The sequence below is a fragment of the Acinetobacter bouvetii DSM 14964 = CIP 107468 genome, from assembly GCF_000368865.1.
GTDB lineage: Bacteria > Pseudomonadota > Gammaproteobacteria > Pseudomonadales > Moraxellaceae > Acinetobacter > Acinetobacter bouvetii.
This window is the reverse complement of record NZ_KB849726.1, coordinates 670031-684736: the sequence shown is the minus strand read 5'-3', so window position 1 is coordinate 684736 and position 14706 is coordinate 670031. Positions and strand designations below refer to the sequence as shown.

The 14706-nt window shown below is 42.8% G+C and carries 12 protein-coding genes and 1 tRNA gene; 1 reads left to right on the top strand and 12 read right to left on the bottom strand.

What is annotated here, in order from left to right; translation table 11 throughout:
- Positions 1 to 241 precede the first annotated feature (241 nt).
- From F941_RS06065 to efp, 12 genes are all read right to left on the bottom strand, one after another.
- A complete protein-coding gene (locus F941_RS06065; protein ID WP_005008957.1) occupies positions 242 to 1054 on the bottom strand; it encodes a sulfite exporter TauE/SafE family protein in 813 nt (270 codons plus the stop codon).
- 44 nt (positions 1055 to 1098) lie between these two features.
- Positions 1099 to 1590 (bottom strand): flavin reductase, encoded by a 492-nt coding sequence (locus tag F941_RS06060; RefSeq protein ID WP_005008955.1) that lies wholly within the window; start codon positions 1588 to 1590, stop codon positions 1099 to 1101.
- Between the two features lie 197 nt (positions 1591 to 1787).
- A complete protein-coding gene (locus F941_RS06055) occupies positions 1788 to 2816 on the bottom strand; it encodes a methionine synthase (protein ID WP_005008954.1) in 1029 nt (342 codons plus the stop codon).
- A gap of 72 nt (positions 2817 to 2888) precedes the next feature.
- A complete protein-coding gene (locus F941_RS06050) occupies positions 2889 to 3887 on the bottom strand; it encodes a putative oxygenase MesX (protein ID WP_005008953.1) in 999 nt (332 codons plus the stop codon).
- 823 nt (positions 3888 to 4710) lie between these two features.
- Positions 4711 to 5580 carry a BRCT domain-containing protein gene (locus tag F941_RS06045; protein WP_005008951.1) on the bottom strand — a complete coding sequence of 290 codons (870 nt, stop codon included), beginning with the start codon at positions 5578 to 5580 and terminating at the stop codon, positions 4711 to 4713.
- 372 nt (positions 5581 to 5952) lie between these two features.
- A tRNA-Val gene (locus F941_RS06040) sits at positions 5953 to 6029 on the bottom strand.
- Positions 6030 to 6076: 47 nt separating this feature from the next.
- Entirely contained in the window at positions 6077 to 8110 is a 2034-nt protein-coding gene (locus F941_RS06035; RefSeq protein ID WP_005008950.1) for a transglutaminase TgpA family protein, read from the bottom strand.
- Between the two features lie 2 nt (positions 8111 to 8112).
- Positions 8113 to 9018 (bottom strand): DUF58 domain-containing protein, encoded by a 906-nt coding sequence (locus tag F941_RS06030; protein WP_005008948.1) that lies wholly within the window; start codon positions 9016 to 9018, stop codon positions 8113 to 8115.
- Between the two features lie 26 nt (positions 9019 to 9044).
- Positions 9045 to 10001, bottom strand: coding sequence for an AAA family ATPase (locus F941_RS06025; RefSeq protein WP_005008947.1), 957 nt, complete (start codon positions 9999 to 10001; stop codon positions 9045 to 9047).
- Between the two features lie 191 nt (positions 10002 to 10192).
- Positions 10193 to 10498 (bottom strand): YbdD/YjiX family protein, encoded by a 306-nt coding sequence (locus F941_RS06020; RefSeq protein WP_171065497.1) that lies wholly within the window; start codon positions 10496 to 10498, stop codon positions 10193 to 10195.
- Positions 10499 to 10508: 10 nt separating this feature from the next.
- Positions 10509 to 12608 (bottom strand): carbon starvation CstA family protein, encoded by a 2100-nt coding sequence (locus tag F941_RS06015; protein ID WP_005008942.1) that lies wholly within the window; start codon positions 12606 to 12608, stop codon positions 10509 to 10511.
- A gap of 174 nt (positions 12609 to 12782) precedes the next feature.
- Complete coding sequence (efp, locus tag F941_RS06010; protein ID WP_005008939.1) at positions 12783 to 13352, bottom strand: elongation factor P; 570 nt, start codon at positions 13350 to 13352, stop codon at positions 12783 to 12785.
- Positions 13353 to 13684: 332 nt separating this feature from the next.
- On the opposite strand from efp, the gene epmB reads away from it, so the two are divergent.
- Entirely contained in the window at positions 13685 to 14701 is a 1017-nt protein-coding gene (gene epmB / locus F941_RS06005) for an EF-P beta-lysylation protein EpmB (protein ID WP_005008936.1), read from the top strand.
- Positions 14702 to 14706 lie beyond the last annotated feature (5 nt).

The window sequence follows — 14706 nt, the reverse complement described above, 5'->3', positions numbered from 1 at the left end:
AACGGCTTAATAACGTTGCTAAAGCCTGCCTTAGAAGCATTAGAAATACAGCGCGCTCTATCAGAATATTTTTTCGCACGCTGTATGCTGAAGCAGGATTTCTCGCAATGACGCCTGCACAATGCCTCAAGCTTATGGCAATAATGATAAATGAACCACTTTACTGTGCGCAAAGCGCCAATCTGCTTTTACAGGCGGCTAAACTTGGCGCTAAGGCTGTTCTCCCTTAGGGTTATTGCTTCTATACGCTCACCGTCAGCACGCCTTGAAAGATAAAGTAGCAGCCGACTGCAGTTAATAAACCCGCAAAACATTTTTTCAGCATTTGCGGTGATAGCGCATGTGCCGCTTTAGCGCCTAACTTTGCCGTAAAGAAACTCATGCTGCTAATCCCTAAGAACGCATAAATATGAACATAGCCAATACTGTTTGCGATCTCAACTTTCTCTTGCGCGCCAAAAAACATAAAGCCCGCTGCTCCGGCAATTGCTATGGATAAGCCGCATGCGGCTGATGTGCCAACAGCTTTTTGCATGCGCACGCCATAATGATTGAGATAAGGCACCGTTAAACTGCCGCCGCCGATGCCAAAAATGGCAGATGCAATGCCAATTCCTGTACCGGCACAGACTTGCTTCGCTGCTGAAGGCAGGACTCGAATCTGCTCGACCATTTTTTTGGCACCCATGAACATGCCATATGCCACCCAAAGGGCGAATATGCCGATAATTAGCTGCAGCTTCGCACTCGACAGCAATCCTGCAATACCCGCTCCTAAAAATGAACCCACCGCCAAACCCGGCGTTAAATTTTTGAATACCGGCCAAAGTACGGCGCCGTTTTTATTATGTGCCATCAATGAACTGATCGAGGTCACGATAATCGTTGCGAGCGAAGTGCCTAAAGCTAAATGCATCACAATTTCGGGACCATAGCCCATCTGTGTAAACACCACATACAAAAGCGGCACGATGATCAGTCCGCCGCCCACACCAAAGAGCCCAGCAGCAAATCCCGCCAATGCCCCTATTGCTAAAAAAATAATTAATTCCACGGCATACTTACTTATTAAAGAATTTGATATTGAACAAAATGCGTTTAGGCGATTTCCACTTGACCTACCGAATGGTAAGCGCGATTGAAATACACCAAACTTTCATCCTGTTGACTTTGCTGAATTGCGACCACACGGCACATAAAAACACTATGTGTGCCGACTGCTTGAATTTGCTCAATCTGACAGTCAAAACTCACCAAAGCATCCTTTAAAATAGGCGCACCTGTTTCTAATTCAGTCCAAGCGGCATGGTTAAAGCGCTCTTCAGCCGTCATTTTCGATGAAAATGCTTTGGACAGGTCTTCATGCTGTGCACCCAAAACATTCACGGTGAGAATTTTATTTTCAATAAAATGTGCATGGGAACTCGATGCTTGATTCATACAGACCAGCAAGGTCGGCGGCGTATCGGTAACACTGCACACAGCAGAGGCAGTGAATCCATAGCGGCCAGACATTCCTGCTGTCGTCACAACATTGACTGCGCTGGTGAGCAAAGACATTGCGTTTTTAAAGTCTGTTGATTGAATCATGATGCTGTTCCAAAATTAAAGCGTCGTTTTTTGTGATATCACCTGATTATGCAAGTTCATCACACAGGCATATCACCTGAATGTGTTCCGAGTAGAAAATGAGGCAACTTCAAGTTTGAAGTCAGGGTTACTGTGAAATTTAATCAAATCCAATATAACCCTGCGCATTTTAAGGATGATGCGTACTCAGCATAAAGTTAGGCGGTCAGTTCTTGACGAATAATTTCTGCGCCCGCACTCAAGGCATTCAGTTTGCCTCTCGCCACTTCGCGTGACAATGGCGCCATACCGCAGTTGGTCGAAGGATAAAGCTTATCGGCATCGACAAACTGAAGCGCTTTGCGCAATGTATTGGCCACTTCTTCCGCAGTTTCAATCTGATTAGTTGCAACGTCAATTGCACCGACCATAACTTTTTTACCGCGAATCAGTTCAATCAAATCCATAGGCACACGTGAATTTTGACATTCAAGTGAAATGATATCAATCTTGGATTGCTGCAGTTTAGGGAAGGCTTCTTCGTATTGGCGCCATTCTGAACCTAAGGTCTTTTTCCAGTCTGTATTGGCTTTGATGCCGTAGCCATAGCAGATATGCACCGCAGTTTCACATTTCAGACCTTCAAGCGCCCGCTCCAAAGTTGCAACGCCCCAGTCATTCACTTCATCAAAAAACACATTAAAGGCAGGCTCATCAAACTGGATAATGTCTACACCGGCGGCTTCTAATTCCAAGGCTTCCTGATTAAGAATTTTGGCAAATTCCCACGCCAGTTTTTCACGGCTTTTGTAATGACCGTCATACAAAGTATCAATCATGGTCATTGGGCCAGGCAAAGCCCATTTAATCGGCTGTGTAGTCTGGCTGCGTAAAAACTTGGCATCTTCAACAAAGACAGGCTTTTGACGGCTGACTGCACCCACCACACTCGGCACACTCGCATCATAACGGTTACGGATACGCACCGTTTCACGCTTTTCGAAATCAACACCATCCAAATGCTCAATGAATGTTGTTACGAAATGCTGGCGGGTTTGTTCACCGTCACTGACGATATCGATGCCCGCATGCTGCTGTTCTTGCAAAGATAAACGCAAAGCATCTTGCTTCGCTTCAAGCAATTGCTCACCTTCCAGTTTCCAAGGTGACCAAAGTTTTTCCGGTTCTGCCAACCAAGATGGTTTCGGTAAGCTGCCTGCTGTTGATGTTGGGAGTAAAATGGCCATGTCTAATCTTCTATCTCAATCTTTTGTAAAACGATATGCTTTAAAACGGTGTTCTTTAATCTATTCGGTGAATCAAGCAGCGTGTTCTTGCTTTGTATTTTCAGCAGCAAAATTTGCAGCCCATTGTTCAAGGATGTCTTTGTACGGCTTGATAAAGTTTTCTTCCGTCCATTTGCCTTGTTTTACCGCCAATTGACTGCGTTCTACACGGTCATAAACAATGCGGGTCAATGAAAAATCCTGAAAGTTCAAGCTTGGCTGATAAACCAAACCTGCAACTGAATTGGTATTGTAAATTTCAGGACGGTAAATTTTTTGGAAACTTTCCATGGTGCTGATCGCACTGATCAACTCAAAGTCGGTATAGTCCGTCAGTAAGTTGTTTGCTGAATAGAATGCCAATGGCGCTGTTGCATTTTCAGGTTTGAAATAGCGGACGCTTAGACCCATTTTTTTGAAATAGTCATCGGTACGTGAATATTCATCATTTTTATATTCCACACCAAGCACCGGGTGAATATTCGCTGTGCGGTAATAGGTTTTTGAAGTCGAAACGCTCAGGCAAATCACAGGTTGTTTTTTAAATTCTGCTTTAAAAACGTCTGAGTTGACTAAATGCTGATAGAGCTTGCCATGTAAATCACCAAAGTTTTCAGGCTTTTCATTGGTTTTAAAACCAAGCTCTGGCAATACCACACTGAAATCATAATCACGCACATAAGATGAAAAACTGTTGCCGATCATGCCTTCTATGCGTTCATTAGTTTTGTGATCAATGATGGTACTTTTCAAGGTTTCAATAAAAGGAAAGGTCTTGCCATTTCCTTCAACATCAAGCTCTGCTGAAATGATGTCAATTTCAAGTGAATAGCGGTCAGCATTTGGATTGTCACAACTCGCCAACGTGTTAAAGCGGTTGTTAATCATCGCCAAAGTTCTGCGTAAATTTTCTTGGCGATGTTCACCACGTGCCAAATTGGCAAAGTTTGTTGTAAGGCGTGTGTTGTCAGCAGGTTGATAGTTTTCATCGAAACGTACGCTTTTAATCGAACAAATAAATTCCTGACTCATTGTGATGCACCCTAAATTTTTTGAGAGAAGTTAAAATTTCTGAATGCATATATTTATAGCCGAACAACTAGATGAATAAAAATGATTTAATCTAACGTGAAGATGAATTAAATTCATCAATTGGATTTCATCGCATCAACGCGGGATGTTCATTAGGAAAGCTGGCTAGCAGATCTTTGATACATTAATTCTGATAACCCTAAAGAAAATTATTGAGAATGCTGTTCTAATTTTCATTAATATTAATTAAATACAACAGCTTATAAAAATAAAACTGAACAATGACTAAATAATTCCTCTAGAAATTTGACAGTTAAGCGCCTCAATCAAATTCTATATTTGGCTTAAAAATTCATCGCCAAGGCATTTTATTTTGCTATTGAGGCAAGAACAGCAGTTATTTTATAAAACCTGTAAAATACGCAATTAAAACCTGTAAAATACGCAATAGTGAATGAAACTCATTTTAAACTTAGAAAATCTCAAGATATTCATCCTTATCCATTTTATCTAAATGGTGAAAGCATGAGAGATCTAAGGCTAATATTTACTGATAGATGCCCATCCTAACTAAACCGTTGAGAATCCTAGCTAAAAATTTCTAAGCTGCCTACATGGCAGTGAACTTCTTGGAAACAATTGCGTTTATAATGCTTTGTATTCTAATTCGGTGGCCTCCCGAAATTATCACAGAGATTCGATGGTACTTAGCAATGCAGATTTACCCTTTTCTCATGGGTATTCTTAATGGCTGTGTTTCTATCAGTATTTTTTATATTGTATAGGTTGAAAGCTCTAAAACGAGCTTTCAACTCACAGTCGCTTACCCTTCTAAAACTTTTACAAAATCATCTTCAGTTAAAATTCTAATTCGTTCGCCTTCTTTCTGCCATTTCAATGCTTGTTCAAACTTCCGACCATAGCTCATATGCGCCCAATGTGGATTTCCTTTATTGCAAATAACAAGATAATTCACTTTCTTTGTTAAGCTATCAGTAAAATAGCCATTATTGGCTTCAATGGCTTCCTTCCACTCAGCTTTCGTATTACGCGTAGATGCTCCAGTCAAACAGAAAGTAAAGCCGTCTAAAACAAATCGGCCATGATAAAAGTCAGGATTCTGATCTTCTACACAGCTGGATACGGCCAACTTTGGGATTCCAAAATTATCATAATTCACATAACGGTTAATTGTTGAAAGTACCAAGTTAATCGTTTTGTCATCGACGGCGTTGTTTACTCTAACAGGTTTCAGTTTTGAGTAAATTTCAGTATAAATTGGGTCTTCTTCTAAATGGTCGTTGTCTTTTAACCATTGATTTAGCGCGAAGATTTCATCTTGATTTAAAGTCTGATCACAAACAATACCTGCAATAAGACCATGTAATCGTTGAATGTCACACGTGTTCTTGATGAAGTAATCTGAACACTTGAACTTGTCCATTATTTCAGAAATTTCTTTCTGCTTTTGAAGTAAAAATTCAGGGTCTTCAATTGCTTTTAGCAGTAAGTTGTATAGCGTTTCAAAATGAGGCAAATCTACAGATTGAGGATAGTGTTCTACCCATTTGATTAGTGCTTCAATTTCCTTGATATGTACACGACCATCTATAAAAAGCCCTTCGAAAAAGCCTAGAAATAGATTGCCTAATTTATTTTGATTCGCTTTTGCATTAAACACATCTAAGCTCATCCATCCCCTCATTCTTATTATTAAATATTGATTAATAGTATCTAAGCTACTTATTTTTATCTACAAAAATACAAATTATTTAACTCTCTTTAATCTAAACCCTAGTTAGTTAATGTTAATTTTTACACTATCACAATTTTTTATAAAATTTTGCTTCTACGCATTCGCGCATTTCAAAAAAGTAAAAGTATATTCTCCTATCACTTTCCATCGAACATAATTTCAATTCGATAAGTATCACTTTTTTTCTGGGCGTTAGGTAATTTCATCGTAGCTGTCTTGGCGTATTTTCACCAAAAAGTGCAACAAATTACGGGCAAAAAAAAAAGACTTACAAGTTATTGATTTTAACTGTAAGTCTTTGAAATATCTTGGTAGGTATATCCAGACTCGAACTGGAGACCTCTACGATGTCAACGTAGCGCTCTAACCAACTGAGCTATACACCTAGGATGGGTAGAATCATATTCAATTATGTTTGCTTAAACAAGAAGTTTTATAACTTCTTAAGCGCATTTGCACAAGATTTAAGCAAGCGCTTTATTTCTTTGAGCTCAACATTTCGCTGTCCATGCGGCATATACCGATATTGCTCAAATTTTTGTCGCAAGCGTTGAAAATGAACCTGCTCATCACTTGAAGCCAGCCGCGACAACCTGCTCATCCAAAGCGAAAAAGTTTCAGCATTTTGCTTTTTTAAAGCCAACGGCAGTTTAGAATTAAATTGGCCGATTGCACGCTCCAACTCAGGTTTATTCCTTTTCACCTGCCAATAAATATAAGTAAAATAAAGTAAAATCAAACATAATGTGGCAACAATTAAGCTGATCACCCCTGAATATATAGAATTTAAACCTATTTTTTGAAACCAATTCTGCTGTGATTCCGCATTATAGCCCACAACTTTACTCTGCCATTGATAGCTTGCATAATCACTCCAAATCCGAAGTTTAGTCAGCATGACATATTGCCGATATGACAACTCTGAGTGAGCGCCATTATAAATACTCTGATCTTCTTCCATATAACTTTGCATCCCGATATCTATGCGGTTTGGCGCAATAATCGCGGTCGGATCAAATCGCTGCCAGCGATCATTGATCCACACTTCTGTCCATGCGTGCGCGTCCAGCTGCCTCACCTCCCAGCTTTTGCCATCTGGCGCAGGCTGCCCGCCTTGATAGCCTGTCACTACACGGGCAGGTATTCCTGCGTAGCGCATCAGCATCACGAAACTGGATGCATAATGCTCGCAAAAACCTTTACGGGTACCAAATAAGAAATCATCTACACGGTTTTTACCCAAAAATCCAGGGTTTAAGGTATAAGCAAAGCCATTGCGCTTATACCAAGCCAGCACATGCTGAATATAGCGTTCCGGGTTATAGCCGCTTTGTGCATACAACTGCTTTGCCAATTGCTGCGCTTTCAAATCATAATTTTCGGCAATTTGCGTATTGCGCTTATTCAGCCATTGCCGCTGTATTTCATTTTCAATATGAAGATCTGCAGCGCCTATCCACATCAGCTGAATGAGGTCATTTTTAATATTTTGCCGCTGCGGCGTGATGCGCCAATCTTGTCCCAGCTGATATTGACTCTCTAACGGCAGCGATTTTTCAAGCCCCATGATCCAGTTTACACGCGGGTCTGATGCTAAATACCGGTATTCAAATCGCCCCGCTTTATCCTGATGTTTTTTTTTGCTCCCTGCTTTTTTTTGCTGGATATCTGACGGCTCAATCAGCTGCTGATTGCTATAGCTGCTGGTCCAGCGCAGCCCATCATACTCATCCAGAACCAAAGCGCGCCAATACAATTCTGAGCGGGCAGGAAGCCGGGTGAGATCAGCCACCACACGAAAAGCCAATGCGCTGGACTGTGAAAGCTGCGCAATATCTCCAGGAGACATGCTGTCACTGATCCCCGTCACCGCTCTATTCTGCGGAATTGCAATATGCCACAGCGGCGGCAGACGCGGAAAAAACATAAACAGCAAAACAAAAAATGGCAGCGCATAAGCAATAAATTTGCCGACATGGCTCAGGTCTTGTTTCAAATTCTGCAAAGAGGCTTTTTGATCAGGTTCAAACGCGCTAGTTTGCAAACGGTAAAGACCCGTAAAATTGCTCATTAAGCTCAGCAAGACCACTGCAGCCATAGCAAAAGACTGACTGAATAAAAAAGAACTGGCACTGACAAATAGAGCAAAATTAAACAGAATAACAGCATCACGCCGCGTCTTTGTTTCAAGCGCTTTTGCAAATAAAAAAGTAGTTAAAACTGAAACACCCGGCTCAATTCCAACAAAGGTCTGATAGCTGAAATAAATACTGGCCAATGCAGTCAACGTCAGCAGCAAGGTCCATATTTTTTTGATTTGCGGCTTTTTATTGATTGCCGCGTAAAACAGATAAATCCAAACGATTCCCAGCACCGCCGTTAAGGGTGCAGGGATATACAGCATTTGCGCTGATAACAGCAGCGCCAGGCTGATAAGTATCGAAATTCGAACTGAATATGCAATCATTGCTACGCCTGCGCTAAAAGAAGTTTGGCCTGCATCAGCTGTTTCTCACCGGTGCCGCTTGGCAATTGTGCATTGGGCAAAAAAATAGAATATGCGCAATGCATCTGTTCGCATTGTTCTGCCAGCCCCATCATTAAACTTAGTTTTTCTTCATGTGATGGGCTCGGCATGTGATCATAATGAATTTCGACCAGGCGCTGATCCTGATACTGTTCAAATACCTTCACATATAAGCCCTGCCCGCGCGCCGCATGCTTCCATGCAACCGCCTGCAAGGACTCGCCATCCCTATAGTCCTTAAGCTCTCGAAACTCATCTACATCTTGTTCAAAACGCGGGTGCATGTTTTTATTTTCTGCAGCGCTCACTGCAGCTTTCGGCGCAATCCAGCTCACTTGCTGCAAATATAAATACGTCCATGCGCGGACCAATCCAAATGGGTAGACTGACCAAATCCGAATCACCGGATAATGAAACTGGCCGCGCTCTGCAGGCAAAAACCTCAGCCTGAAAAGTTTTTTCAATTCATTGATCTGCAGTTGATGCAGCTGCCCTTCCACACTGATCCATAGATATCTGGCCTGCTTTTGTTCCTGACTGAAAAACAGGTCTAAATGCAGTGCTTCACCCACTTGCCCAACTTCATAGCAGTGTATTTCAATCTTTAAAGCATGCAGCTGCTTAAAAGTCAGATAAAAGCTCACGCACAATACAGCACTGATTAAAAAGCAAAATCCTAAAATTAAATTATTGGCGTAATTTACTCCGGCAATAAAAGTAATCAAAATCAATACTAAAAATAAATAACCCTGCTGATAAATAAATACCAGTACATCACTTTGCTTCAGCTGCTTTTCATAATCAATTTTAAAGCGCTTTGACAGCCAATTTTGCCATGCCGATGCCAATGCAATTCCCCCTAAATACAGGCCGCTTAAGCCACACTGACTTGCTGCATGATTTTGGCAGTTTCCGCTTCACTCAGACCAATGCGGTGAGCTGCAACTGCTTGAAATACGGCCTGCACATCATCAGGCGTAACGAAACTGCGCTGTTCGATCAAGGCATACGCCTGTGCCGCTTTCTTTAAAGCAAGCACCCCGCGGGTGGACAGCCCTTGCCTGCCTTTACGGGTTTCTTCAGCCAAGTCTAAAATATATTCCAGCACGGCATCTGATGTATAAATCTGCAGAACAACCTGCTGCAAATCCAAAATATCCTGCTCATGAAATACATGCTGCAATTGTGCAATCAGTTCATGCCTTGAACCCTGCTGCAGCAAGGTTTTTTCAGCCTGACGCGATGGGTAGCCCAGTGTCAGGCGCATTAAAAACCGGTCCAGCTGCGATTCCGGCAAGGCGTACGTGCCGCTTTGAAATAACGGGTTCTGCGTTGCAATTACCCAAAACGGCTGCGGCAAAGCATAACTTACGCCGTCTACCGTCGTGACGCCCTCTTCCATAGCTTCCAGCAAAGCGCTTTGCGTTTTGGGACTGCTGCGGTTAATTTCATCGGCCAGCAAAATTTGGGTAAAAATAGGCCCTTGCTTAAATTCAAAGGCATGCTCTTTCTGATTAAACATATTGATGCCAATGACATCACTGGCCAGCATATCGTTCGTAAATTGAATCCGCTGAAATTTTAAGCCTGCCAAATGCGCTAAGCTGCTGGCTAAGGTGGTTTTGCCTAATCCAGGCAAGTCTTCAAACAGCACATGCCCGCCTGCAAAAAGGCTGCATAAAGCCAGTTTGGTCTGCTGATTTTTATCCAAAATAATCAGATTGATCTGCTCTAAAAATTCATTAATTTTGGGATAAAACGACGCCAGTTTCTGCTGATCAATTTCATCTGCAAGCGGCGCTTCTTTTACTCTTTCTTTTTCCCAAAACAATTTTATTCCCCAATAAAAAGTTGAAATCTATGATTAACATACAGGGTTTTCAATCAGACTCAAAATTTTAAACGCGGCGCTTTATCAGCAAAACGTTAAACACCTGATGAACACCTATTGCACTCAGTCTCTTTCATCAAGTTTCCGGCCAAAAAAAGCGCCCCGAAGGGCGCATTTTCATTAAATATTGCTCAGCAAGGGCATTTTTTCATGCCGCCGCCTGCGGATGGGTAACGCGCATCCACGCAGTAGCGGTAAAAAGTTTTGGCATCCATCGCTTCTAAATCCGGATGATGCTTTTTCATGTGCTCCAAATAATTTTGATAATCTGGAACACCCACCATCAGACGGAAACTCTGCTGCAGCCGCTGCCACAAAGTGGCAATACGTGACCAGTTTTTCGGATTCAGGATTAAATCCTTTTGCGACATGATGGTCATTTTGATGATGTTGTAAATCACCGTTTTTCCACTTTTTGCAAATTTTAGATTCATCACCATCTCCTGCTTAATGCTGATTTGATGCAACAATATCTTCAGGATCGCGGTAAACCGCTTCTGACTCATGCACCGTTGGCACTGGGCTAGCCAAAGCTCTGCGGATCACGCCAATCGCCGCAATCACCATCACGACCGCAACAATCATAAAGAAGCCGCACAATACGGCGTTAATTTGATTAGAGAATGCAACCGTATGCATTTCAGCCATGGTTTTTGCCGGAGCCAAAAGTTCATTTTTAGCAATCGCTGCATTGAAACGGTCTGCCTGCGCCAAGAAACCAATTTTCGGGTTTGAATGGAAGATTTTTTGCCAGCCCGCCGTCATACAGGTAATGAATAAGAAAATAGTCGGAATAATCGTGATCCAGACATATTTTTCTTTCTTCATTTTAAACAGAATGACCGTACCTAAAATCAATGCCATGGCAGCCAGCATTTGGTTGCCGATACCAAACAGCGGCCATAAACTGTTAATGCCGCCCAGCGGATCAACAACGCCCTGATAAACGAAGAAACCCCAGCCAGCAACTGCAACTGCCGTCCCCAGCAAATTGCCAAAGAAGTTGTGAGAGTTTTTCACTGCTGGAATCACAATGCCGACCGTATCCTGCACCATGAAACGGCAAGCACGTGTACCGGCATCTACTGCCGTTAAAATGAACAATGCTTCAAATAAAATGGCAAAGTGATACCAGAACGCCATCATTGAACGGTCATTGAAAATTTCCGTAATGATATGCGCCATCCCAATGGCAAAAGTCGGCGCGCCGCCTGTACGCGACAGAATTGAGTGTTCACCCACTTCTTTGGCCAGCAAGCTAAGCGTTTCTGGAGTAACCACAAATCCTAAATTTCGCACCGCCTCTGAGGCGGATTCCACAGTTGTGCCCAATACTGCTGCCGGTGCATTAATGGCAAAATATACACCCGGCTCAAGCACAGTTGCACAGACCATCGCCATAATCGCAACAAATGACTCCATCAGCATGCCGCCGTAGCCAATCATGCGGATATCAGCCTCATTGTTGACCAGTTTAGGCGTTGTTCCTGAAGACACCAAAGCATGGAAGCCAGAAATGGCGCCGCAGGCAATGGTAATAAACAGGAATGGGAACATCGAACCGGCAAATACAGGGCCAGTGCCATCCACAAAATGCGTCACTGACGGCATTTTCAGCATTGGCATTGCAACCATAATGCCGACCGCCAAACCGGCAATCACACCAATCTTCAAGAACGTAGATAAATAATCACGCGGCGCAAGCAGCAGCCAAACCGGCAATACAGAAGCAATAAAGCCATAGCCAATCAGCCACCAGGTCAGCTCTGTACCGCTCAGTGTAAAGAATGGACCCCAGTATGGATGCTGTGAAACGTCACCGCCATAGATAATGCCAGCCATCATCAGTACAAAACCGATAATGGAAACCTCTGCAATTTTACCAGGGCGCAAATAACGCATGTAAATGCCCATGAAAATGGCAATCGGCACCGTTGCAGCAATACTGAATACACCCCAAGGACTGTTGGTTAAGGCCTTCACAACCACCAACGCCAGCACGGCAAGGATGATAATCATTACGCCCAATGCGCCCAGCATGACAATAATGCCGGCAAATGAACCCAGCTCCTGCTTGGCCATTTCGCCCAGCGAGCGTCCGTCACGGCGCGTTGAAATAAACAGTACTAAAAAGTCTTGGACAGCGCCTGCCAGCACCACACCAATTAATAGCCAGAGCGTGCCCGGCAAGTAGCCCATTTGCGCAGCGAGAATAGGGCCAACCAATGGCCCTGCGCCGGCAATCGCAGCAAAGTGATGCCCAAACAGCACACTTTTGTTGGTCGGCACATAATCTAAGCCGTCATTTAAGCGGTGTGCAGGCGTTAAACGCCGCGGATTCAGTTCAAAAACTTTTTCGGCAATAAATAAGCTGTAAAAGCGGTATGCAATGCTGTATACACAGATTGCGGCCAAGATGAGCCACACGGCATTCACATGCTCTCCGCGGCTGACTGCGAGTATCCCAAAGGAAACTGCACCTACAATTGCGACAAGAATCCAAAGCAGTTTTGACACTGGCCCGGACTTCTGTTGAATAGATTCCATTTCAATCCCTCATATCTGTTTGCATAAATCAGCTTTAATTTTTTCTTGTTCGAGGTACTGCTGTTTCTTCCCTTGCGACTCTACTCCTCATATTTTACTTTTCATCTAATACTTTGGCATAAAAAAAGGGATGATTTTCATCATCCCTTTCGATAATAGTCTATTTCTAAACCATTATGCACGTTCTAAATAATCACCGGTACGGGTATCTACACGAACGCTTTCTTCTTGCTGTACGAATAATGGAACACGCACTACAGCGCCAGTTTCCAATTTCGCCGGTTTGCCGCCGCCGCCAGAAGTATCGCCGCGAACACCTGGATCAGTTTCAACAATTTTTAATACCACGAAGTTTGGCGCGCTTACATTCAATGGAACGCCATTGAATAACATAATTGTGCAAAGTTCGTTAGAATCGTCTTTTAACCATTTAGCAGCATCACCCATTGCTGTTTTATCAGCGGTAATCTGTTCAAATGATTCTGGATCCATGAAGTTCCACATTTCACCATCATTGTACAAGTAGTTCATTTCTACTTCTTGGATGTCTGCAGCTTCTAAAGATTCGCCAGATTTAAACGTTTTTTCCAGCACTTTGCCAGAACGAAGGTTGCGCAATTTTACGCGGTTGAACGCTTGACCCTTACCAGGTTTTACGTATTCATTTTCCATGATTGAACATGGGTTTCCGTCAAGCATAACCTTAAGGCCTGACTTGAAATCATTTGTAGAATAATAGGCCATGACTGGCACACTCCAAACTTACTAGTTTAATCTATGAATGCGAAGGAATTCTGCTAATTCGTTAGCTTTGCAGCAGTTGGCTTTTAACTGTAAGCAATGCGCGTATTGTGATGTTTAGTATTCTAAATGAGCAACACGCAGCGAAGCAACGTAAAAAATACCCCTGCGCCTTCGGCTTGCAGGTAAACTATCTATGTAAAAGCGGAAATCTTGACAATGGCAAGGCCATTCACTAATTTCACGCCTCCATCGAGACAATTTAGCCTAATAACGCGTTATTAGGTGTTACGAATTGCCTGCAATCCCTAACCTAGCATTATTTAACACGTGGCATGATAAACTATTTGTATCAAGAGCAAAACTGGCAATCTCAACTCAGCGACTTAATTACTGACCCTTTAGAACTGCTGGAGACGCTAAAGCTGTCACCTGATCAATTATTGTCAGGCGCTATTCTCGCATCTGAACAGTTCAAACTGCGTGTTCCCCGCGCTTTCGCCGCAAAAATGCAGGCTGGCAATCCGCAAGATCCGCTGCTGCTTCAAGTTCTGCCACATCATTTAGAACTGGAAGATCATGCAGGCTATGTGACAGACCCGCTGGGCGAAGAGCAGGCTAACCAACAGCCTGGTGTGCTGCATAAATATCAATCGCGTTTCTTACTGACACTAACTGGCGCATGTGCAGTCCATTGCCGCTATTGTTTCAGACGCCATTTCCCCTATCAGGAAAATCTGCCAAAAAGTGAAGATTGGCTAAACATTCAGCAATACATTTTAAGCCAGCCCGACATTAATGAGGTCATTTTAAGCGGCGGTGACCCCTTAACTTTGTCAAATCGGAAATTAAAACTCTGGATTGACCGCCTAGAGACACTGCCTCAAATAAAATTTTTGAGAATTCATTCACGGGTTCCTATCGTAATCCCCAACCGTGTCGACGAAGAGCTGATTTCCATATTAAAAAACAGTAGGCTGCGCATTATTCTAGTGGTACACTCAAATCACGCATCTGAGTTAGATGATTTTACCTGCAGCAAATTATCCCAATTAGCCAAGGAACAAATCACTGTACTGAATCAGGCAGTGTTGTTGAAAGGGGTAAACGATACTGCTGATGTATTGGTCAATTTAAGCTACCGCTTATTTGATGCTGGCGTTATGCCATATTATTTACATGTTCTTGATAAAGTTAAAGGCGCTCATCATTTTGATCGTACGCCAGAGGACATCAGCCAAATTTATGCAGAAGTTTTAGCCAGACTTCCGGGTTATTTGGTACCTAAGCTAGTGCGGGAAATTGCGGGCGAAAAAAACAAAACACCGCTTTTTGGGGTTTCAACTTTTTGAGTTAA